The 21534-nt window shown below is 72.1% G+C and carries 13 protein-coding genes and 1 pseudogene; 6 read left to right on the plus strand and 8 right to left on the minus strand.

All coding sequences use genetic code 11. The features are described 5' to 3' along the window. Nucleotides 1–25 precede the first annotated feature (25 nt). From BN1555_RS03720 to BN1555_RS03745, 6 genes are all read right to left on the minus strand, one after another. Nucleotides 26–1396, minus strand: a complete 1371-nt coding sequence (locus BN1555_RS03720; RefSeq protein WP_093803152.1) for an FAD-binding oxidoreductase — start codon at nt 1394–1396, stop codon at nt 26–28. 209 nt (nt 1397–1605) lie between these two features. After that, nucleotides 1606–3243, minus strand: coding sequence for an ABC-F family ATP-binding cassette domain-containing protein (locus BN1555_RS03725; RefSeq protein ID WP_093797815.1), 1638 nt, complete (start codon nt 3241–3243; stop codon nt 1606–1608). A gap of 85 nt (nt 3244–3328) precedes the next feature. Next, complete coding sequence (locus tag BN1555_RS03730; RefSeq protein WP_093797817.1) at nt 3329–4348, minus strand: oxidoreductase; 1020 nt, start codon at nt 4346–4348, stop codon at nt 3329–3331. Between the two features lie 248 nt (nt 4349–4596). Continuing rightward, nucleotides 4597–6312, minus strand: a complete 1716-nt coding sequence (locus tag BN1555_RS03735; RefSeq protein WP_093803153.1) for a BCCT family transporter — start codon at nt 6310–6312, stop codon at nt 4597–4599. Between the two features lie 117 nt (nt 6313–6429). Beyond that, nucleotides 6430–7716 carry a M14 family metallopeptidase gene (locus BN1555_RS03740; RefSeq protein WP_093797819.1) on the minus strand — a complete coding sequence of 429 codons (1287 nt, stop codon included), beginning with the start codon at nt 7714–7716 and terminating at the stop codon, nt 6430–6432. After that, nucleotides 7716–9623 (minus strand): Xaa-Pro dipeptidyl-peptidase, encoded by a 1908-nt coding sequence (locus BN1555_RS03745; protein WP_255306357.1) that lies wholly within the window; start codon nt 9621–9623, stop codon nt 7716–7718. The genes BN1555_RS03740 and BN1555_RS03745 overlap by 1 nt, the downstream gene beginning before the upstream one ends. A gap of 243 nt (nt 9624–9866) precedes the next feature. On the opposite strand from BN1555_RS03745, the gene BN1555_RS03750 reads away from it, so the two are divergent. Then, nucleotides 9867–11378 (plus strand): M1 family metallopeptidase, encoded by a 1512-nt coding sequence (locus BN1555_RS03750; RefSeq protein ID WP_093797823.1) that lies wholly within the window; start codon nt 9867–9869, stop codon nt 11376–11378. A 143-nt stretch (nt 11379–11521) separates the two neighbouring features. Next, nucleotides 11522–12553, plus strand: coding sequence for a LacI family DNA-binding transcriptional regulator (locus BN1555_RS03755; protein ID WP_093797825.1), 1032 nt, complete (start codon nt 11522–11524; stop codon nt 12551–12553). Between the two features lie 36 nt (nt 12554–12589). On the opposite strand, the pseudogene BN1555_RS03760 reads toward BN1555_RS03755, so the two are convergent. Then, nucleotides 12590–15396 (minus strand): annotated as a pseudogene (locus tag BN1555_RS03760) (glycosyl hydrolase). Nucleotides 15397–15898: 502 nt separating this feature from the next. Here BN1555_RS03760 and BN1555_RS03765 point away from each other — a divergent pair. Then, nucleotides 15899–16831, plus strand: coding sequence for a nitroreductase/quinone reductase family protein (locus tag BN1555_RS03765; protein WP_093797827.1), 933 nt, complete (start codon nt 15899–15901; stop codon nt 16829–16831). 90 nt (nt 16832–16921) lie between these two features. Here BN1555_RS03765 and BN1555_RS03770 read toward each other — a convergent pair whose 3' ends face one another. Further along, entirely contained in the window at nt 16922–17788 is an 867-nt protein-coding gene (locus BN1555_RS03770; protein WP_255305863.1) for an oxygenase MpaB family protein, read from the minus strand. A 308-nt stretch (nt 17789–18096) separates the two neighbouring features. On the opposite strand from BN1555_RS03770, the gene sph reads away from it, so the two are divergent. The 3 genes from sph (at nt 18097) to BN1555_RS03785 (ending at nt 21480) form a co-directional block, all read left to right on the plus strand. Beyond that, nucleotides 18097–19116 carry a sphingomyelin phosphodiesterase gene (gene sph / locus BN1555_RS03775; protein ID WP_093797829.1) on the plus strand — a complete coding sequence of 340 codons (1020 nt, stop codon included), beginning with the start codon at nt 18097–18099 and terminating at the stop codon, nt 19114–19116. A gap of 105 nt (nt 19117–19221) precedes the next feature. Beyond that, nucleotides 19222–20406: an NAD(P)-binding protein gene (locus BN1555_RS03780; protein WP_093797831.1), complete on the plus strand. Its 1185-nt coding sequence runs from the start codon at nt 19222–19224 to the stop codon at nt 20404–20406. 78 nt (nt 20407–20484) lie between these two features. After that, nucleotides 20485–21480 carry a cation diffusion facilitator family transporter gene (locus BN1555_RS03785; protein WP_093797833.1) on the plus strand — a complete coding sequence of 332 codons (996 nt, stop codon included), beginning with the start codon at nt 20485–20487 and terminating at the stop codon, nt 21478–21480. Nucleotides 21481–21534 lie beyond the last annotated feature (54 nt).

The raw sequence follows: 21534 nt of genomic DNA on the forward strand, positions 1-21534 counted from the left end.
CCCGGCGCGGGCCCGCACACGCGGGCTAAGGCGTGATGTTCTGGTTCAGGTGGAACAGGTTCTCCGGGTCGTACGCCTTCTTGACCTCGACGAGGCGGTCGTAGTTGCCCCGGTAGTTGGCCCTGATCCGGTCCTGGTCGTCCCCGGCCATGAAGTTGATGTATCCGCCCTCCTCCGAGTGCGGCGCGGTCGCCCGGTAGTAGTCGCGCACCCAGGCGGTGTTGGCCTCGTTGTCGGCGGGGTCGGGCCACATCCCGGCGATGACGGTGGCGAACGAGGCGTCCCGGTAGGCGAAGGCCGTTTCGTGCGGTGCCACCCGGTGGCAGGCGCCGTTGACGGGATAGATGTGGACCGTCGAGTTCACGGCGGGCACCCGTGGCCCGTACTCCAGGTGCGCTTCGATCGCGGCGTCGCTGAGCTCGGTCACGAAGTTGGCCTTCCAGTAGTGCTGGAGGCCGGGCGGCACCAGCGCGTCGAAGGCGCTGTTGAGTGCCGGGTACGGCATGGGACCGACGTGCTCGGCGACCACCGGCGCCAGGTCGTGGAACGGCTGGAGGGCGCGCTGTCCCTGGTCGAGCGGCCCGGCCCAGCACGTCACGAGAAGGATGAAGGTGTCGCCGTGCCGGTTCTCCGGGATGAACGGGAGCGGCGGGGCGATCTGGAAGGCCGGGAACACCCCGAGTTCCTCGGGCGCTTCGGCGATGAGTTCGCGGAAGCCTCTCAGGACGGTGGCGGCGTCTTCCAGTTCGTAGAGGATCGGCCCGCCGTAGATGTCCCCGACGGGAGCGAGCCGGAACTCGAAGGAGGTCACCGCGCCGAAGTTGCCGCCGCCACCGCGCAGGGCCCAGAAGAGGTCGCCGTGCTCCTCCTCGCTCACGACGAGCAGCCGGCCGTCCGCGGTCACCACATCGGCCGAGACCAGGTTGTCGCAGCTCAGGCCGAGCCCGCGGGCCAGGTATCCGATACCGCCGCCGAGGGTGAGCCCTCCGACGCCGGTGGTGGAGATGATCCCGCCGGTCGTGGCCAGACCGAAAGCGTGTGCCGCCGCGTTGAAGTCGCCCCAGGTGGCTCCGCCCTCCGCCCGCGCCGTCCGCCGCACGGGGTCGACGCGGACGCCGTGCATCCGGGACAGGTCGGCCACCACCCCGCCGTCGCAGGTGCCGAAGCCGGGCACGCTGTGCCCGCCGCCCCGCACCGCCAGGTCGAGCTCGTTCTCCTGTGCGAAGCCGACCGCGACCATGACGTCGCCCGCGTTGGCGCAGCGCACGACGGCGGCCGGCCGTTTGTCGATCATGGCGTTGTTGACCCTGCGTGCCTCGTCGTACCCCTCGTCCTCAGGAGTGACGACCGTCCCCCGTACATGTTCGCGCAACTGGTCGGTCGCGTACTTGCCCATGACCATCGCTCCTCGTGCCCTCGCTCATGCTCGGAAGGCGCGGCGCTTCGGGCAGCGGCGTGGAGGCGCGACGGCGTGAGAAGGTACGGCGGTCTCCCCGGGGAGCTCTCCCGCTCGCCTGCCGCAGGACCGGCCTGTTTCCACGCTACGCCGATGAGGTGAAGCCTCAACCCGGGGCCGTGCGGACCGTCCCGGCACGGGAGGCGGCGTCAGAGTTCGGTGACCTTGCCGTCCGCGACCTCGATACGCCGTGTCGTGCTGACCGCGTCCAGCATGCGGCGGTCATGGGTGACCAGCAGCAGCGTGCCCTCGTACGAGGCGAGAGCGGACTCCAGCTGCTCGATCGCGGTCAGGTCGAGGTGGTTCGTCGGCTCGTCGAGGACGAGGAGATTCACGCCCCGGCCCTGGAGCAGGGCGAGTGCCGCGCGGGTGCGTTCCCCCGGGGAGAGCGTGGTGGCGGGGCGCAGGACGTGGTCGGCGCGCAGGCCGAACTTGGCCAGGAGGGTGCGCACCTCCGCCGGCTCCGTGTCGGGGACGGCCGCGCAGAAGGCTTCGAGCAGGGACTCGGAGCCGTAGAACAGGCCGCGGGCCTGGTCGACCTCGCCGACGACGACACCCGGGCCGAGCGCCGCGTACCCCTCGTCCAGCGGGAGGCGGCCGAGGAGGGCGGCGAGCAGCGTGGACTTGCCGGCGCCGTTGGCTCCGGTGATCGCGACGCGGTCGGCCCAGTCGATCTGGAGCGACGCCGGGCCGAAGGAGAAGTCACCACGCCGGACCGTCGCGTCGCGCAGGGTCGCGACGACCGCGCCGGAGCGCGGGGCCGCGGCGATCTCCATGCGCAGCTCCCACTCCTTGCGGGGTTCCTCGACGACGTCGAGGCGCTCGATCATGCGCTGCGTCTGGCGCGCCTTGGCGGCCTGCTTCTCGCTCGCCTCGCTGCGGAGGTTGCGGCCGAGCTTGTCGCTGTCGGTGGCCTTGCGGCGGGCGTTCCTGACGCCCTTGTCCATCCAGCCGCGCTGCATCTGGGCGCGGCCTTCGAGGGCGGCCTTCTTGTCGGCGTACTCGTCGAAGTCCTCGCGGGCGTGGCGGCGCGCCCTCTCGCGCTCCTCCAGGTAGGCCGCGTAGCCGCCGCCGTAGAGCGTGATCTGCTGCTGGGCGAGGTCCAGCTCCAGGACCTTGGTGACCGTGCGGGTGAGGAACTCGCGGTCGTGGCTGATGACGACCGTGCCGGCGCGCAGACCGGAGACGAAGCGTTCGAGGCGCTCCAGGCCGTCCAGGTCAAGGTCGTTCGTGGGCTCGTCGAGGAGGAAGACGTCGTACCGGGAGAGGAGGAGGGAGGCGAGGCCCGCGCGGGCGGCCTGGCCGCCGGAGAGGCCCGTCATGGGGTGGTCGAGGCCGACCGCCAGGCCCAGGGTCGCCGCCACCTCCTCCGCGCGCTCGTCCAGGTCGGCGCCGCCGAGGTCGAGCCAGCGCTCCAGGCTGTCCGAGTACGCGTCGTCCGCGCCCGGGGTCTCGTCGACGAGCGCCTGGGTGGCCTCGTCGAGGGCGCGCTGGGCGGCGGCCACTCCGGTGCGCCGGGCCAGGAAGTCCCGTACCGTCTCGCCCTCGCGGCGCTCGGGCTCCTGCGGGAGGTGTCCGACGGTGGCGGTGGGCGGCGAGAGCCGCAGCTCGCCCTGTTCCGGGGTGTCGAGCCCGGCGAGCAGACGCAGCAGCGTGGACTTGCCCGCGCCGTTGACACCGACGAGACCGATCACGTCGCCGGGCGCGACGACGAGGTCGAGCCCGGAGAAGAGCGGGCGGTCGCCGTGGCCCGCGGCGAGATCTTTGGCGACGAGAGTTGCAGTCATCAGGCCTCAGATCCTACCGAGCGTCCGGAGCGGGCCGACGTGCGCCGGTGGGAGGGCGTGCGGGTGCGGTGCTGCTGTCAGCGGATCACCCGGGCTGCCAGTACGCCCCCCTCGTGCGCGCCACGATGAACGACCGGCCCTTCACCGCCCGCCCCTCCAGCGGGATCCGGTGCTCCCCCGGCTCCAGCACGCCGTCGAAGACCTCGTGGGTGTGCGTCCGGCGCAGCCGGTCCAGGCGGTACGCGATCAGCTGTACCCGGCAGGTGGACGTCACCTCGACCCCCGCCTCGCCCTCCACCGCCACCAGCCGCGTGAGGCGGCGCTGCTCCGGCGGGCTGCGGTCCAGGGCGGCCTCTGTCCGGGCGACCAGCAGGGGGATGATCGGGGCCAGGCCGTCCACGTGGACGACGTCCGCTCCGGCCCGGCCGAACGCCGCCCGGACAGCGGCGCGCCCGCTCTCGTCGACGGCCCTGCCGAAGGTCACCGCTCCGTACGCCCGCAGCTCCTCGGGCGGGATGCCGGCCGCGTCGCGGGTGATGTCCGCACCGATGTCGACCGTGCGCAGGGCCGCGGCGAGCTTCGCCAGTACGTCGACGCGCGCGCCGATCAGCAGGACGCGGCGGCGGGGCGGCGGCTCCTGGCCACCGTCGGCCGGCGGCCGTTCCAGGGCGGTGCGGTACTCCTGGCCACGGAAGCGGAACGGGCCTATCCCGTGGTGGCCGTTCAGGTCCGGGTCCGCGGCCCCGGTCGTCCGCCAGGCGAAGTCCCGCCGGACGAAGTCGTCCCCCGCCCGCTCGGTGACGGCGGTGACCGCGCCGCACTCCAGGCTTTCGCACTCGGGGCAGCCGTAGATGACGTACCGGCCGTCCTCCAGGAGCGCGTCCTCTTCGAGGAGCAGGCCGGGTGCCTGGGCGGTGAAGACGGCGGGCGGTACGTCGGAGGCGAGCGGCGAGACGGCGTCGAGGTCGGAGAGCCGGTGGAGGAGCGGGCGGCCGTCGACGACGAAGTCCGTGAAGTCGCGGTGCGCTCGGTGGTCACCGTTGACGAGAACACCACCCGCGCGCATGGCCGGAGCCAGTCCGAAGGACGCGTAGTCGGCAGACATGCCCTGCGTATTCCCGGCCGCGACGCGATGTGAGCACGCGTCGCGCGTTCCGTCGGCGGGGTGCTGTACTGCCGCCCCTGTGGGGGCGGTGACGTGCCGGGGTGTCCCCTCGGGTGCCGGACGTCCGGGTACGGGGGCCTCCTTCGGGGTGGCCGCGTTCGGCACCCTGCGGGGAGCGCCCCGGTACGCCCCTTGCTACCGCGGCGTGCGAGGCGGGGACGGGTGCGTCCTGCCCCGCGCCGTCGCGGTCAGGGGCGGTTGTCGCGGTCGTCCCGTTCGCCCGTACCGGTCCGGGGGCCGTCGCCGGCCTCGGGTCCCGGGCCGATGCGGATCTCGAACTCGCCGGCGTACTTCTCGTGGCCCGCGATCACGGCGCTCTCCACCGCCTCCTCGGCGATCTCACCGCGGACGATCAGCGGGTCCTGGCGCAGGTCGCGCATGAGGGACAGGCACATGCCCACCATGACCAGCACGAAGGGGGCCGCGACGAGGATGGTGAGGTTCTGGAGCCCGGCGAGCGCGTTGCCCTTGCCGTGGCCGACCAGCAGCATCACGGCCGCCACGGCTCCGGTCACCACGCCCCAGAAGACGACGACGAGCCGGGCCGGTTCGAAGGTGCCCCGCTGGGAGAGCGTGCCCATCACGATCGAGGCGGCGTCGGCCCCGGAGATGAAGAAGATGCCGACCAGGATCATCACCAGCAGGCTCATCACGCCGGCGATCGGGAACTGCTGGAGTACGGCGAAGAGCTGGCCCTCGGGCGTCGGCTCGTCCCCGAGCTGTCCGCGTTCCTGGAGCTTCATCGCCGTACCGCCGAAGACGGCGAACCAGACCAGGCTGACGGTGCTGGGGACGAGGATGACGCCGCCCACGAACTGGCGGATCGTACGTCCGCGGCTGATGCGGGCGATGAACATGCCGACGAACGGCGTCCAGGAGATCCACCAGGCCCAGTAGAAGACCGTCCAGCTGCTCAGCCAGTCGGCGACGTCGCCGCCGCCGGTCGCCGCCTCGGTACGGCCGGCCAGCTGCGGCAGCTCGTCGGCGTAGGAGGCGAGCGAGGTGGGCAGCAGGTCGAGGACGATGATGGTCGGGCCTGCGACGAAGACGAAGACCGTGAGGACCACGGCGAGGACCATGTTGGTGTTGGACAGCCACTGGATGCCCTTCTCGACGCCGGAGACGGCCGAGAAGACGAAGGCGACGGTGAGGACTCCGATGATGGAGATCAGGAGTCCGGTGCCGGCCCTCTCCATCCAGCCCAGCTCGCGGAATCCGCTGCCGATCTGGAGGGCGCCCAGGCCGAGGGAGGTCGCGGAGCCGAAGAGGGTGGCGAAGATGGCGAGGATGTCGATCACCCGGCCGGGGATGCCGTCGGCGCGCTTCTTGCCGATCAGCGGCTCGAAGACGGCGCTGATGGTCTGTCGCCTGCGGCGCCGGAAGGTGCTGTACGCGATGGCGAGCCCGACCACCGCGTAGATCGCCCAGGGGTGGAGGGTCCAGTGGAAGAGGGTGGTGGCCAGGGCCGTCTGCATGGCGTCCGCCGAGTCGGCGGGGACGGTGCCGGGCGGCGGGGTGGTGTAGTGCGCGAGCGGCTCGCTGACGCCGTAGAACATCAGGCCGATGCCCATGCCCGCGCTGAACATCATCGCGACCCAGGAGACCGTACTGAATTCGGGCCCTTCGTGCTCCTGGCCGAGCGGGATCCTGCCGTAGCGGCTGACGGCGAGCCAGAGAGCGAAGACGACGAATCCGGAGGCGGCCAGGACGAAGGCCCAGCCGCCGTTGTGGATCAGGCCGCTCAGCATCTTGTCGGAGACGGTCTCCAGCGTCTTGGTGAAGACAGAGCCCCAGACCACGAAGGCGAGGGTGAGAACGGCCGTCACACCGAACACCACCCGGTCGGTCCGGGGCGTCTCGTCCTCGTGCGGATGGCGGCCGGGGAGAGCCGCCCTGACCGGCAGCCGCAGCCGTTGAGCCGGTTTCTGTTCGTGCGACACAAGCGGCACCTTTCAGGGATTCACGGAGCCTTTTTTCGCTCTCCCGTACCCCCTACCACATGTGTCGCACGTCACAGCCGCCTAACAGGTGGTGTCGGGCCGCCCGGCGGTGAGGTGGTAGGCCGCCCGCTCGTCGAGCAGGAGGACGGCCAGGTCCCGCCGGGACTGGCGGAGGGGCACGTACGCCCCCTCGTCGTCCGGCCGGGACACGACCCCGTGCAGGGACAGCTCATCCCTCACGTCCGCGTACTGCGCCGCGGAGAGGCGGTAGCCGCAGGGCGGGTCCTGGATGGTCTCGGCGGGCTCGGCCGGATCGTTGTCGGCGCCGCCCAGATGAACGGGGCCCCGGTCCGCGAAGCCCGCGAGACGCGCCTGGGCGGTGGCTGCCCCGATGCGGCCGCGCCGCTCGTGCGCATAGGCGAACGCGCTGTCCAGAGCCGCCAGTTGGGTGCCGACGCGGCGCTTGTTGTTGTGTGCGGGGTCCTTCTTCTCCGCTTCGGTGAGGGGGTCGACGCGGGTCTCCACCAGGAGCCCCACGGAGTGCTTGACGCCCGCCGTGTTGCGCAGGATGCGCTCCTGGCCGTCGCCCGCCACCTGCTTGACGGGCTCGCCCGTCACCGGGTCGGTCCAGATGCCGTAGACGCCGCTGCTGAATCCGGCGTCCTCGGTACCGGGGCGCACGTACGACTCGGAGAGGGTGCGCGCTTCGGCGTGCACCCGGCCGGCCGTGTTGAGGTTGCGGGGCCAGAGTGCGAGCAGGTCCTTGTCGTAGTACGGCGGGGTGGCGCCGTACTCGTGCAGGTCGTAGACGATGTCGGGTCGGTGGTCGCGGATGACGGCGGCCATCGCCCGGCCCTCGGCGGTCCTGAGGGCGATGTGGTCGCGGTTGATGTCGACACGGTCGGAGTTGCCCCGGGTGCCGGCGGCGCGGCCGTCGGGGTTGGCGGTGGGGATGACGAGGACCGTGGTGCGGGCGAGGAAGTCGAGGGTCTTCCTGTCCTTGGCGTACGCGAGGTCCCGGACGGTGGTCAGGCAGGCTTCCCGTCCCGACGGTTCGTCACCGTGCTGGGAGCAGATCAGCAGCACGGTGTTCTCGGTGCGCTGCCGCTCCGCGATGCGTACGAGCTGGAGCGGGCGGCCCTGCTTCGTGGTGCCGATGCCGGACATCGTGACGCGCTCGCTGCCCCGGTCGACGGCGGCCAGCAGGGCTTGCTCCTCGGGCTGGGTGGTCCAGCGCGCGCCGCCGGACACCTCGAAGCCGGTACGGGGCGGAGCCGACGCCGCCCGGGCGGGCGCCGTGAGGACGACGGGAGCGGCCAGGGTCGCCGCTGCGGCACCGAGTGCGAGTGCGCGGACATGTGCGTGCATCAGCGGGTGCCTCCTGGGACCGGGCGGATGGGGCGCGGCTCGGCCACCCCGTCGAGGCGGGCGCCCGACGGGGCGGACCAGCGGGAGCCCGCGGTGGCGGTGGCGAACGCCTTGGCGCCGCCGACCACGGGCAGCTCGGCGTTCGTACGGGGCAGGTCGACCCTGAGGGTGGGGGTGGTGGAGGGCGGGTCGATGAGGCCCGCGTCGGTGCCGCCGACGATCAGCGCGAGACGGTGTCCGGCGGGGACGACGTGGTCGCTCGCGTGGAGGTCGAGGGTGATCGTGTACCGCTTGCCCGGCGTGAGCGGGCGGCCGCGGTCGGCGTCGGCATACGTGCCGAGGTCGGCCCAGCCCCGGCTGAAGACGGTGTAGTCGACGTTCGCGGTACGGGCCTTGGTCTCCTTGAAGCAGGAACTGTCACCGGTGGTGCTCGGGCCCCAGCAGGTGCGGTCGGTGAGGGTGGTGATGCCTTCGCCGGACGCGGTGTAGTCGCGGATCGTGTCGGGGCCGAGGTCCACGAGGACCGCGGAGAGGTGCGCGGTGGAGGTGGAAGGCGTCGCGGTGACGGTCACCCGGGAGGAGCCGGACAGGCGCAGGTCGCGGGTGAGCGGCTTGGTGGTGAAGCCGGCCTTGGCGGGGGTGGACGTGTCGATCCGCGCGGCCCAGTCGGTCTCGCTGAGCCCGGGGTCGTCCGTGAAGGTCTCGGTGGCGCCGCGGGCGGCGGGCTTCAGGGAGAGCGTGCCGACGCCGGGTGCGGAGCCCTTGCCGGGGCGCAGGGTGGTGGCGTCGGTGGAGCGGGGCGGCCAGACCTTGTCCGTGGACCACTGGCCGGGGGCGCGCTCGATGTCGGCCATCGGCTCGCGGTCGATGCCGTTGTCGTAGCCGAGGAGCTCGTGGTCGAACCAGCGGTGCAGGGTCTTGACCCAGTCGGCCCGGCGGAAGTCGAACGGATCGACGTGGCCGGTCTGCGAGAGCCAGATCTTGCGGTCCACACCGGCGTCGGCGAGGGCGTCCCACCACTGGCCGAAGTGCTTGGCTCGGACGTTGAGGTCCTGCATGCCGTGTATGGCGAAGACGCTGGCCCTGACCTTGTCCGCGTCCGGTACGTAGTCGCGCTCGGCCCACAGGCGGGTGAAGTCGCCGTTGCGCGGGGCCTCGTCGACGAGGCGCTTCTGGACGGCCTGGCAGCGGGCGCGGGCTTCGGGGCTCTCGACGTAGTCGGAGAGCCACTCGGGGCCGCTGTCGTAGAGCGGAGCGCCCTGGGCGAAGTAGTAGTCGTACCAGGAGGAGATGGCGCCGATCGGGACGATGGTCCTGAGGCCCTCGACACCGGTGGCCGCGACGCCGTTGGCGACGGTGCCGTCGTAGCTCTTGCCGATCATGCCGGTGTTGCCGGTGGACCAGTCCGCCTTGGCGCGCTCACCGCCGGTACGGCTGGTGTACGCCTTGCCGCGGCCGTTCAGCCAGTCGACGACCGCCTTGGCCGACTGGACGTCGGAGCGGCCTCCCACGTCGACACAGCCGTCGGAGCGGTTGGTTCCGGCGAGGTCGACGGCGACGAAGGCATAGCCGCGGGGCACGAAGTAGTTGTCGTAATAGAGGGGGAACTGGACGGGGTCGCCGTCCGCGTCGTACGTCTTCTTCTGGCTCTCGTTGCCGCGCCCGCAACAGGAGTAGTACGGGCTGGCGTCCATGACGACGGGTATCTTCCGGCCCTGCCGGGCGGGCTCCCGGGGGCGGACGATGTCGACGGCGACCCGGTCGGTCCTGCCGTCCGCGTCGCCGTCGATCCTGGTGTCCACCCATACGGCTTCGCGGATCGCGTCGTCGTAGGAGTAGACGGGTCTGCTCTCCTCGGGGCCGGCCGCCGCGGACTGGGCGCCCGTCGGGGTCAGCACGACCGCCATCAGGGCGGCCGCGGCCGCCGGTACGAACCTTCGCCACTTCACGTGGGGTCTCCGCGCAGGTATCGGCATGGGCCGGAAGGTACCCCGGCCAACTCCTGCGCAAAAGGGGGCCGCAGCGCGCAGTTGTGAGCAGCATGATGGCCGGATGTCAGTCGCGTGACAGCAGCGACCATGGACATGACTGGTGGCACAGGGGCTGAATAGGCTTCAAGCGATCCTTCGGACTGACCATTTGGAGCATCCGTGCACCGCAGATTCATCGCCCCCGGCGTACTGACGGCCTCACTCCTGCTGGCGATCCCGGCATCGGCCGCGGACTTCTCGCCGGGCGCCCCGGGCATCGGCGACCCCTACTACCCGGCCAGCGGCAACGGCGGATACGACGTGTCGCACTACGACCTCCGCCTCAAGTACCAGTCCAGGACGGACCTGCTGGAGGGCACGGCGACGATCCTCGCCACCACCACACAGAACCTCTCGCGCTTCAACCTCGACTTCGGTCTGGGGGTGAGCGAGGTGCGGGTCGACGGGAAGAAGGCGAAGTTCGCCAAGGAGGGGGACCAGGAGCTCGTCGTCACCCCCGCGGCCCCGCTGGAGAAGGGCCGGGCCGCCTCGGTCGTCGTCCGGTACGCCGGAAAGCCGTCCGAGCTGAAGATCGGCGGCTACACCGCCTGGCACCGTACCCCGGACGGCGGTGTAGCCGCCCAGGAGCCCGATTCGGCCGTCTGGTGGTTCCCGAGCAACGACCACCCGCTGGACAAGGCGACGTACGACGTCTCCGTCTCGGTGCCGGACGGCACCCAGGCCATCAGCAACGGCGTGCTCCAGTCACAGAGCTCGAAGCTCGGGTGGACCCGCTACAACTGGCGTTCGAACAAGCCGCAGGCCAGTTATCTCGCCACGCTCGCGGTCGGCAGGTTCGACATCACGACCGGCAGGACGGCGGACGGCCTGCCGGTGCTCAACGCGTACAGCAAGGACCTCGGCGACAACGCCGGGGCGGCGCGCGCCAGCATCGAGCGGACCACCGAGGTCGCCGAGTACCTGACCGGGATCTTCGGCCCGTACCCCTTCGACGCGCTCGGCGGTTACGTCCCGAACGTGACCAGCGGGTACGCGCTGGAGACGCAGACCCGGCCGTTCTACAGCCCGCGGCAGTTCGCCAACGGCGCGAACGTCTCGGTCGTCGTCCACGAGCTGGCCCACCAGTGGTACGGCGACAGCGTCGCCGTCAAGGGCTGGAAGGACATCTGGATCAACGAGGGCTTCGCCCGTTACAGCCAGTGGCTGTGGTCCGAGAAGGAGGGCGAGGGCACGGCGCAGGAGCTCGCCGACTACGTGTACGAGACGCGCGCGGCCGACGACCCCTTCTGGACGGTCGAGCCGGGCGACCCGGGGCCGGACGACCAGTTCCACATCGCCGTGTACGACCGTGGCGCGCTCGCCGTGCAGGCGCTGCGCAACGAGGTCGGCGACGAGGACTTCTTCAGGATCCTGAAGGGGTGGCCGGCCAAGTTCGCGCACGGGAACGCGAGCGTGGGCGACTTCGTGGAGTACGCCGAGAGGATTTCGGGCAAGCCGCTCGCCGAGCTCTTCGACACCTGGCTGTACGAGCCGTCGAAGCCGGGTGCCCCGGCCGCGGCCGAGTCCCGTATCGCACGTTCGCACACCGGTGGAAGCGGTGAGCCCGTGCAACCCACGTCGTGGAAGAAGATCGCCGCGACGAACACGGTCCACGAGCACGGGCACCGCTGACCGGCGGTACTCCGCGCCGCCGCCCCGCGCGAGGGGGCGGCGGTGTCTCGGGCGAACGGCTGGAAGCGCTCTCACGGGGAGGCGGCGGCGGATACCCTCCCTCCCAGGAGCCCTTTCCCCCGACCCGTCGAGGAGCGCCCGCCTTGCTCGAACAGCCCGCCGGTTCCCGCCCCACGCTGGAAGCCGTCGCGGCCCGCGCCGGAGTCTCCCGGGCCACGGCCTCCCGGGTCGTCAACGGCGGCGCGGGCGTGCGGCAGCCGCTGGCCGACAAGGTCCGGGAAGCGGTCGAGGAGCTGGGGTACGTCCCGAACCAGGCGGCCAGGTCCCTCGTCACGCGGCAGAGCGGCGCGGTCGCCGTGATCATCGCCGAGCCCGAGTTCAGGGTCTTTTCCGACCCCTTCTTCGAGCAGCAGGTGCGCGGCATCGGCAGGGAACTGACGGCGCACGACTCCCAGTTGGTGCTGCTGTGGGTGGAGGGGCCCGGCGACCACGACCGGATCGCCCGCTACCTCGGAGGCGGCCACATCGACGGCGCACTCGCCTTCTCGCTGCACCACGACGACGGGCTGCCCGCCCTCATCCGCGGTTCCAGGGTCCCGGCGGTCTTCGGCGGCCGGCCCGGGGCCGGGGCCGGAACGGTCCCGTACGTCGACTGCGACAACCGGGGCGGCGCCCGCAGCGCCGTACGCCATCTCGCCGGCCTGGGGCGGGAGCGCATCGCGCACATCGCGGGACCCCGCGACCAGACCTCCGCCGCCGACCGCGCCGACGGTTACCGCGACGTGCTCTTCGACGCCGATCCCGCCCTGACCGCCCAGGGCGGCTTCACCGTGGACAGCGGTGCTCGCGCGATGGCGGAACTGCTGGACCGCCGGCCGGACCTGGACGCCGTCTTCGCCGCCAACGACCTGATGGCCGCCGGTGCGCTGCGGGTCCTGCGGGAGAGGGGGCGCCGGGTGCCGGAGGATGTCGCGCTCGTCGGGTTCGACGATGTGGCGGGCGTCGCCGAGGCGGTCGATCCCCCGCTGACGACGGTCCGCCAGGACATCGAGGGGATGGGCCGGCTGATGGTCAGGCTGCTGATGCGCGTCCTGAGCGAGGGCGACGGCCGGGAAGCGGGTGCTCCGGCCTCGGTGATCATGCCGACCGAACTGGTGCGGCGGGCCTCGGCCTGAGCGGCCGGGGCCCGCCGTGTGGAGGGTGCGTGCCGGTCACTGGAAGGGAATCACCAGGACCGAGTCCGCCGTGCCGGTGCGGAGTTTCGCCGTGCCGTTGCCGATGGCGCTCCACACTTCGAGGCGTACGGTGCCGCCCCTGAGATCACCGGGCGTGCCGGTGGCCGAGGCGAGGCCGCGGGCCTGGGTGTACTCCTCCCAGCCGGTCACCGGGTCGGTCGCGAAGTACCGGTACGTCTCCGTCCGGTCGTACGTGCCGTCACCGGTCAGGTCGTAGCTGACGCGCGCCTGCTGGCCGAGGCCGACCGTCGTGCCCGCGTCGACCTGGAGGCGGAAGGCCGTCGGCGTACCGGGCTTGAGCGTGCCGTTGACGCCCTTGGCCGTGTACGTCAGCGGCTGGTGCGGGGTGCCGTCGTGGTTGGCGCCGCCCGCCGAGGCGATGGTGTCGGTGGCGGCCGCGGTGCCGGTGGCGGTGGTGAGGGCGCCCCCGGTGCGGAGCTGGAAGGTGTTGCCGGTGGGCGGTTCGGGGTCGGGGTCGGGGCCTCCGGTGCCGGTGCCGGTCGCGGTCGAGCGGGCGGGGACGGTGAGTTTCGCGCCGTCCGAGAAGGTCACGGTGCGGGTGGTGGCGGAGTGGTTGTGGGCGGCGTACGTCCGTACCGTGCCCTTGGTGAAGACCGCGGACGTCGGGATGTCGCCGCTCACGGTCGCGTCGGGGGCGCCGAGCGTGTCGAGCGTGCTGATCCAGTGGTACGTGTGCGCCTTCGACTCGCCCTGCTCGGGGGTGTAGGCGGCGTGGCCCGCGTCCCACTTGGCCTTGGCGGCGGCCGGGTCGGCCAGCGACTGGAACTCCCAGAGGATGTCGCGCCATTCGACGGCCGGTCCGCCGTTCTCGCGTTCCATCTCGGCGAGGTTGCGACGGACGGCGGCCTTCTCGCCGCCCAGGTGCAGTGAACCGCCGGTGACCGGAAGGACGTTGATGCCGTGGATCTCCTCCGGGTTGGCCGTCCACCAGGTGGCGTACGCGCCGCCGCTCCCCCACACCATGCCGACCGTGTCGTGGCCGAAGGAGGACGGGAAGACCTGCTCGTCGGCGTCGAACCAGTACTGCGCGATCGCCTCGGACTCGGTGGTCAGCAGATACGTGCCGAGATCGCGCAGGGCGGTGTCGCCGGTCGCCGCGCCCCACAGGACGAGACCGGCGCTGAGGTTGGTGGACTCCGACGAGGACTCCTGGTTGTTGCCGGCCGCGAATCCCTGGTGGCCCGACGCCCAGCTGTGTCCGGCGTACACGTCGAAGCCGCGCAGGAAGGGGAAGGCGGTGTCGGTGCGGCTGGGGTTGGCGGCGTCCCGTACGAGCGTTTTGACCATGCCGCCCACGCGGAGTCGGCGGCCCAGGCCGGGTCGTACTGGGCGACGATCGCGGCGGCGTAGACGTAGTAGCTGTAGTGGAAGTGGTGGTCGTTGAGCTCGGTGTCGCTTCCGTACGACGCCGGGTAACCGGTCAGCGTCTTCCAGGACTTGTCGTACGAGAACTCGTTGGCGCCGCCGGCCGTGAACCAGTCCTGGAGGCGGCCCTTCATCAGGCCGAGCAGTTTGTCGCGGACGGCGGTCTCGCCGATCTGGTCGGCGACGGGCACGAGCTGGGCGAGGCGGCCCAGCGCCTTGCCGGTCCAGTAGGTGTCGGTGGCGCCCGAGAAGGGGTCGGAGGCGTTCGCGGCCTCGTTCAGATAGCCCCTGAGCCTCGCCTTGTCGACGCCGGCCGACTGCGGCAGCGCGGGCAGCACGGCGGAGGCCCGCTGGCTGGTGGTGAAGGACGCGCCCTCGCGGACCTTCATCGTGCCGCGCGGCGAGACGTAGGTGTACGGGGTGAGCGGGTCGGAGGTGTGCAGCCACTGGTGGCGGTAGAGGGCCTGGAGCGTGCCCGTCTCGCCGCCCTCCTTCGCCTCGGTGGTGAGGGCGTACGTCGCCTTCACCGTGCCGCCGGTGGAGCTCCAGCTCGCCTTCGATCCGGTGACGAAGCTGTACGCGTACTTCTTGTACGTCGCGAGGGCGTCGGTGGAGGGCAGTACGGCGAGCGAGAAGTAGTCCTTGGCGCCGAGGCCGGCGGTGAGGGTGGATCCGGCGATGTTCCAGTCGCTGCCGGTCGGCGCGAAGAGGGCGTAGTGGTGGCCGGCGACGGTGATGCCGAGGACGTTGCCCTGGTCGGCGAAGACGGTGGGCGCGGCGGCGGTGGTGATCTGGGCGCTGCCGCCCGAGCCCTTGGCGTACACGAAGGGCAGGCCGTGGCCGATGGTGGTGCGCAGGGTGCGGGCGCCGTCGGACCAGTAGGGGGTGACGGTCCAGTCGGACCAGTCGTCGGCCTTGGTGTCGGGCGAGTTGAGACCGGTCAGGCCGAGCGTGAGGTCGCGCTTGTGGGCGTACTCGTACTGGCGGCCGTCGCCGACGACGGCGGGGGTCGTCGGGTAGCCGACTTCGAGGCCGGCGGCGGTGGCCTGGTAGGTGAGCGGGTGCCCGTACATGGGAGTGGAGTGCGGGTTGTCGCCGTACCGCTGGAAGGCGAGGGAGGACCACCAGTCGTTGGTGGGGAGCGGCCGGTCCTTCGCGGCCGGGGTGAGCTTGGGGGTGACGGGCGTGCCGGTGTTGGTGGTGGGGCCGGAGGTTCCGGCGGGGCGTACGTCGGAGTAACTGCCCGAGCCGACGGGGATGGTGGCCGCGGCCGCCGGGGCGGCGGCGGTGCCGAGGCCGAGGGCGGTCAGGGCGGAGACGAGGATCAGCGCGGACGCGGATCTGGCGAACTTGGGAGATCTGGGGGATTTGGCGGATCTGAACGGGGGAGCTGACATGGACGGCACCTCGAAGTCGTGGGGGAAGGGCGTCCGAGAGCGCTCTCAGATGTCAGGGAACGTAAAACTTCTGAAATGCAAGTGTCAATACGTGTGACACAGACGGCAGTTGGAGATGCGGCGGGTCACCACGCGTTCAACTGTTGACGGGACGGACAGGCGGGTGGCGCGGCACAGGTGCGCGGGCTTCCACGTTGACAGGCGACCGCCGGGTACGTGTAATGGAGCCGGTGTCGCGTGACTCCGGCCAAAGAGCAGTGGGCCGGCCGGTGACCGGGCGAACACCCTTCCCCGAGGGGCCCGCCATGAGTTCATACTCCGCGCCCTGCACATGACGTAGCGCAGCCGCACGTCGTCTTCCGTCTTTCACTTCGCGCGCCTCCCGGCACCGCCACGCGTGCCGTGTGCCGTGTGCCGTGCGGTCGCCCCGCCCTGCGCGCATCACCATCGGCCACTCCCGCAGCCACTGCGGGCACCTGCATATCCGGAGACACAGAACCGTATGCCCACGCCTTTCGACCAGTCCGTCATCGAGGAGTTCCGCGCCAACGGGGGGAAGGTCGGCGGCCCCTTCGCGGGCGAGGACCTGCTCCTGCTGACCACCACCGACGCGAAGTCGGGGAAGGAGACCACCACTCCCCTCGGTTACGTCCGCCACGGCGATTCGCTGGTGATCGTCGGGTCCCGTCCCGGCGCCCCGCGCCATCCCGGCTGGTACCACAACCTGCTCGCCCACCCCGTGGTACGGGTGGAGACCGGCACCCGGACCTTCGAGGCCCTGGCGGTTCCCGCCGAGGGGACGCGGCGCGAGGAACTGTTCGAGCACGTCGTGCGCGTGGCGCCCGGATACGGCGACCACCAGGCCCGGACCACCCGGCCCCTGCCGGTCGTCGTGCTGGAGCGCGCCGAGCCCGACGGCTGGGAGGAGCCCGTCGAGGTCAGGAGCCTCGCCGACAAGCTCATGGAGGTCCACACCTGGCTGCGGGGCCAGTTGCGCCAGGTGAGGGCGGAGGTCGACGCCCACTTCGCCGCACGCGCGGCCCACCACGGCCCCGGTGAGCCGCCGGCCCCGGGTCTCGGGCTGCAGATCCGGCAGCGCTGCCTGGCGTTCTGCCAGGCCCTGGAGTTCCACCACACCAGTGAGGACGCGCACCTGCTCCCCGGAATCGCCCGTTACCACCCGCACTTGACCGACACCTTCGACCGGCTCCGCGACGAGCACCGCACGGTCGCGCGCGTCCAGGGCGAGCTGGTGACCCTGCTGGCCGGCATCGGCATCGCCGACCCCCGGCGTTTCCGCTCCGAACTGGACCGGATGTCGACGGAGCTGAACGCGCACCTCGACTACGAGGAGGAGTCGCTTCTCCCCCTCCTGGCCGGGGTTCCGTGGCCTCCGGCTCCTCCCGTGGGCACGGCCGGGAACAGCAGCGGCTGACCGGGGCGCGCGGGGCTGCGACGGTCCGGCCCGGTTCCTCCGGCGTCACAGCCCCCGCGGCTCGCCCGGCCGGAACTTCCGGGAGCGCTCTCAGCGGCCGCGGGCGGCGGCGCGGTGCCGCGCCCGGGCCTCCCGCGCCAGGGGCAGACAGCGCAGCCGCTCGGGCAGCAGCGGAACCAGGGTGCGTACGACGCGGCTGAACCGGCGCAGCCTGCGCTCCTGCGCGTCGCTCCACTCCAGCCCGAGGGCCCGGCGCGCGTCCGGCGGCAGGTAACCGACGGTGAGGAACACCCTGAAGCGGGCCAGCGGCGGCAGCAGGACCGGCCACAGGGCGCGCAGGGCGAGGCGTACCGGCAGCGGGCCGCGGTCGGGGGCGGGGATCCGGGCGTCGGTGGCGAACAGCTCGCACACCACCGCGGTCGCTTCCAGTTCGTCGGCCAGCATCTTGCGGTAGTACGGCCAGAACTCCTCGACGGTCTGCGGCATGTCCCGGTCGTCGATGCCGAGAACCCGGCCGACCTGGAGCCACTCCGCGTACAGCTGCCGCTCCTCGGCCCCGGTCAGCGGCCGGAAGAGGTAGCGCAGTGCGTGCTGGTAGCACGGGAAGCCGGTGGCGTGGACCCAGGAGTAGTGCGCGGGGTCCAGGGCGTGGTAGCGGCGGCCGTGCGCGTCGGTCCCCCGGATCGTCTTGTGGAGCCGCCGGAGCCTGCGGCCCTCCTCGGCGGCCGCCTCTCCCCCGTACACCCACAGCTGCACGGAGCGCAGCGACCGCTCGCCGCGCCCCCACGGGTCCGTGCGGAAGACGGAGTGCTGGTCGACGCCCGCGCCGACGGCCGGGTGCGCGACCTGGAGGGTGAGCGCGGCGGGCAGCATGAGCAGCGTGCGTACGTCCCCGGCGACCGACCACAGGATGCCGCCGGGCGGGGGTGGCACGGGGTCCTGCCTGCCCTTCCTCACTCCTCCAGTATGCGATCCCGGCCCCGTCCCGGGTGGCACGGGGTGCGGGCGGTTGCGGTACGCACGGCAAGGAGCGGTCCTGCCGTCCTGGAAGCGCTCTCAGGCACACCGCACGGAGGGGTCGCCGAGGCCGTCACGGCCGGGAGGGGCATGCCGTACGACGGGCGCACCGGCACCGCCGGCAACGGAAGTTGGCCAGATCGTGCGCAACCGTCCGGCCATTCGCCGCCAAATGGCTACCGATAAGTAACTCCGGCTGATTTGATGTGCGGCGCTGATCGTCACCCCCACCCGAAACGGGAGTTCCAGTGCCGCACTCCGTGCTCCGCCGTACCCCTGGCGCAGCCCTGGCCACCGCACTCGCGGCCGCCGCACTTGCCGCGACCGCCCCGTCCGCCTCCGCCGCCCCGAGGGTTCCGGCGGCCCCGGCGGCTCCGGCCGCCACCGAGGTGCCGTCGCTGAAGGTGCTGTCGTACAACGCCTTCCTCTTCAGCAAGAACCTCTACCCCAACTGGGGCCAGGACCACCGGGCGAAGGCCATCCCGGCGGCCTCCTTCTTCCAGGGCAACGACGTCGTCGTCGTCCAGGAGGCCTTCGACAACGGCGCCTCGGACGCGCTGAAGAGCAACGCCGCCGCACAGTACCCGTACCAGACACCGGTGATGGGCCGCAGCAAGGACGGCTGGGACGCGACCGGCGGGTCCTACTCCGCCACGACTCCGGAGGACGGCGGGGTCGCGGTGCTCAGCAAGTGGCCGGTCGTGCGCAAGGAGCAGTACGTCTACAAGGACGCGTGCGGCGCCGACTGGTACTCCAACAAGGGCTTCGTGTACGCCGTGCTGAACGTGAACGGCGCGTCGGTCCACGTCGTCGGCACGCACGCCCAGTCGACCGACCCGGGCTGCGGCGCGGGCGAGGCCGCCCTGATGCGCAGCCGGCAGTTCAAGGCGATCGACGCCTTCCTCGACGGCAAGAACATCCCCGCGTCCGAGCAGGTGATCGTGGCGGGCGACTTCAACGTCGACTCGCACAGCCCCGAGTACGCCACGATGCTCGCCGACGGCGGCCTGAGCGACTCCGACGCGCGCACCGGGCACCCGTACTCCTTCGACACCGCCGACAACTCGATCGCGTCCGAGCGCTACCCGGACGACCCGCGCGAGGACCTCGACCACGTCCTGCACCGCGCCGGACACGCCAGGCCGCAGGGCTGGACGAACGAGGTGATCAAGGAACGGAGCACGCCCTGGACCGTCTCCAGCTGGGGCAAGCAGTACACGTACACCAATCTGAGCGACCACTACCCGGTCGTGGCGGGCAGCCGCTGACCGCACCCCTGCGGCCACGTCCCCGCGGGCCGATGTCACATTCCGCGCCGTCCCGTCCGTCCCGGTGAGCAGAGGACCGGAACGGACGGGACGAAGGAGAAGGACATGCCCGGGGACGGAAAGGTGACCGTGATCGGCGGCGGAGTGGCGGGGCTGGTCTCCGCCGTCGCCTGCGCCGAGGCGGGCGTGCGCGTGGACCTGTACGAGGCACACGGATCGCTCGGCGGGCGAGGGAGGGCCACGCCCGCGCCGTACGTCGCCCATGAGGGCCCGCACGTCTTCTACAGCGATCTGCCGCACTGGAAGTGGCTCACCGGTCGCGGTCTGACCGGGCCGGTCGTGCTGCCGCCGCTGCGGCGGGTCAAGGCCGGATTCGTGCGCGACGGACGGCTGCGGCTCGTGCCGCCCGCCGGGCTGGCGCGGATGGTGCTGCCGGGCCGCCCGCGCACCGCGCCGGTCGACGAGACCTTCCACGACTGGGCGTCCCGGCGGTACGGCGAGAGCACCGCGCGGACGGCGGCCAACGCGCTCGGCGTGGTGACGTACGACGCCGGCACCGGGCGGCTGTCGGCCGCCTTCGTGTGGGAGCTGTTCCGGCGGGTGTACGCGCCGACGGTGCCGACCGTGCGGTGGGTGGCCGGCGGCTGGCAGGGCGTCGTCGACCGCATGGAGGCGCGGGCGCGGGATCTCGGCGTACGGATCCGTACGGGGGCACGGCTGACCGGGCTGCCGGGCGGGGGGCCGGTGATCGTCGCCACGGAACTCTCCTCGGCGCGCCGGCTGCTGGGCGACGAGTCGCTGCGCTGGGAGAGCGGGCACTGCGTGATGCGTGATCTGGCGGTGCGCAGCGACCGGCGGGACCGGCTGGTGGCGGTCGACCTCGACGCGGGCGGCTTCCACGAGTCGTACTCGATGCAGGACGCGTCGATCGCGCCGCGCGGGGAGTCCCTGTTCCAGCTGGACATGCCGGTACGGGCGGACGAGAGCACCGGCGCGGCACGGGAGCGGCTCGACGCGTTCACCGATCTGACGGTGCCGGGGTGGCGGGAGCGGACGACCTGGCAGCGTACGGCCACGGCGAAGGGCCGGACCGGGGCGCTCGACCTGCCGGGGGCGACCTGGCGGGACCGTCCGGCGATCGACCGGGGCGACGGGGTGTTCCTGGCGGGGGACATGGTGGCCGCGCCCGGTATGCGCGGGGAGATCGCGATCCTCAGCGGGATCCGGGCGGCGGAGGGCGCGGTACGGGCGGTGCGGACGGCCCGCGCGGCGCGTTCCGGAGCGGCGTAGTCGCGAGGGGTTCGCACCTGGTCACGGGCGGTTGTTCGGCAGTGGCTGCAAGGGAATCGGTGTGCCACTGTGAGGTGCATGACGGGTCACGGACACGGACACGGACACCATCATCACCATGGCCATCAGGACCGGGTCGACTCCGCGCTCGAAGGGTCGTCGGCCGGGCTGCGGACCCTCTGGTTCTCCTTCGCCGTGCTCGCGGCGACCACCGTCGCCCAGGCCGTGGTCGCCGCCCTCTCGGGGTCGGTCGCGCTGCTCGGCGACACCGTCCACAACGCCACCGACGCCCTGACCGCCGTGCCCCTCGCCGTCGCCTTCCTGCTGGGGCGGCGTGCGGCGACCCGCCGCTACACCTACGGCTTCGGGCGGGCCGAGGACCTGGCGGGCGTGTTCGTGGTGCTGGTGATCGCGGCCTCCGCGGTGTTCGCCGGGTACGAGGCGGTGCGGCGCCTCCTCGAACCGCAGGAGGTCGGCCACCTCCCCGCCGTCGCCGCGGCCGGTCTGATCGGCTTCGCGGGCAACGAGTGGGTGGCGCGGGCCCGTATCCGTACCGGCAGGAGGATCGGCTCCGCCGCGCTGGTCGCCGACGGGATGCACGCCCGCACCGACGGGTTCACCTCCCTCGCCGTACTGCTGGGCGCGGGCTGTTCGGCTCTCGGCTGGCGCTACGCCGACCCGTTGATCGGGCTTGTGATCATGGTCGCGATCGTGCTGGTGCTGCGGGGTACGGCCCGGGAGATCTGGCACCGGCTGATGGACGCGGTCGATCCGGCGCTGGTGGACGGGGCCGAGCACGCGCTCTCCCATGTCGGGGGCGTACGCGCGGTGGGGGCCGTCCGCATGCGGTGGCTCGGCCACAGCCTGCGCGCCGAGACGTCCGTGGTGGTCGATCCGGACCTGACGGTGGTCCAGGCGCACGCGGTGGCGGTGGCCGCGGAACACGCGCTGCTGCACGCGGTGGAGCGGCTGGCCTGCGCCACGGTGCACGTGGACCACGCCCCGCAGGCTGCGGCTCCCGACCCGCACGCCGCCCTGGCCCACCATTTCGCCCCGGCCGTGCCCTCCCGGTGACGCGTGCGGCGGCAAACGCGCCCGTGCGGCTCCGTCACCCACGGAGCCGAGGAC

The sequence above is a fragment of the Streptomyces sp. Wb2n-11 genome (assembly GCF_001049855.1).
Classification (GTDB): Bacteria; Actinomycetota; Actinomycetes; order Streptomycetales; family Streptomycetaceae; genus Streptomyces; species Streptomyces altiplanensis.

Bases quoted from the DNA above. Each gene is read 5' to 3' on its own strand.
- BN1555_RS03720 (WP_093803152.1), bottom strand. From the start codon at position 1,396: ATGGGCAAGTACGCGACCGACCAGTTGCGCGAACATGTACGGGGGACG.
- BN1555_RS03725 (WP_093797815.1), bottom strand. From the start codon at position 3,243: ATGACTGCAACTCTCGTCGCCAAAGATCTCGCCGCGGGCCACGGCGAC.
- BN1555_RS03730 (WP_093797817.1), bottom strand. From the start codon at position 4,348: ATGTCTGCCGACTACGCGTCCTTCGGACTGGCTCCGGCCATGCGCGCG.
- BN1555_RS03740 (WP_093797819.1), bottom strand. From the start codon at position 7,716: ATGCACGCACATGTCCGCGCACTCGCACTCGGTGCCGCAGCGGCGACC.
- BN1555_RS03745 (WP_255306357.1), bottom strand. From the start codon at position 9,623: ATGGCGGTCGTGCTGACCCCGACGGGCGCCCAGTCCGCGGCGGCCGGC.
- BN1555_RS03765 (WP_093797827.1), top strand. From the start codon at position 15,899: ATGCCCACGCCTTTCGACCAGTCCGTCATCGAGGAGTTCCGCGCCAAC.
- BN1555_RS03780 (WP_093797831.1), top strand. From the start codon at position 19,222: ATGCCCGGGGACGGAAAGGTGACCGTGATCGGCGGCGGAGTGGCGGGG.
- BN1555_RS03785 (WP_093797833.1), top strand. From the start codon at position 20,485: ATGACGGGTCACGGACACGGACACGGACACCATCATCACCATGGCCAT.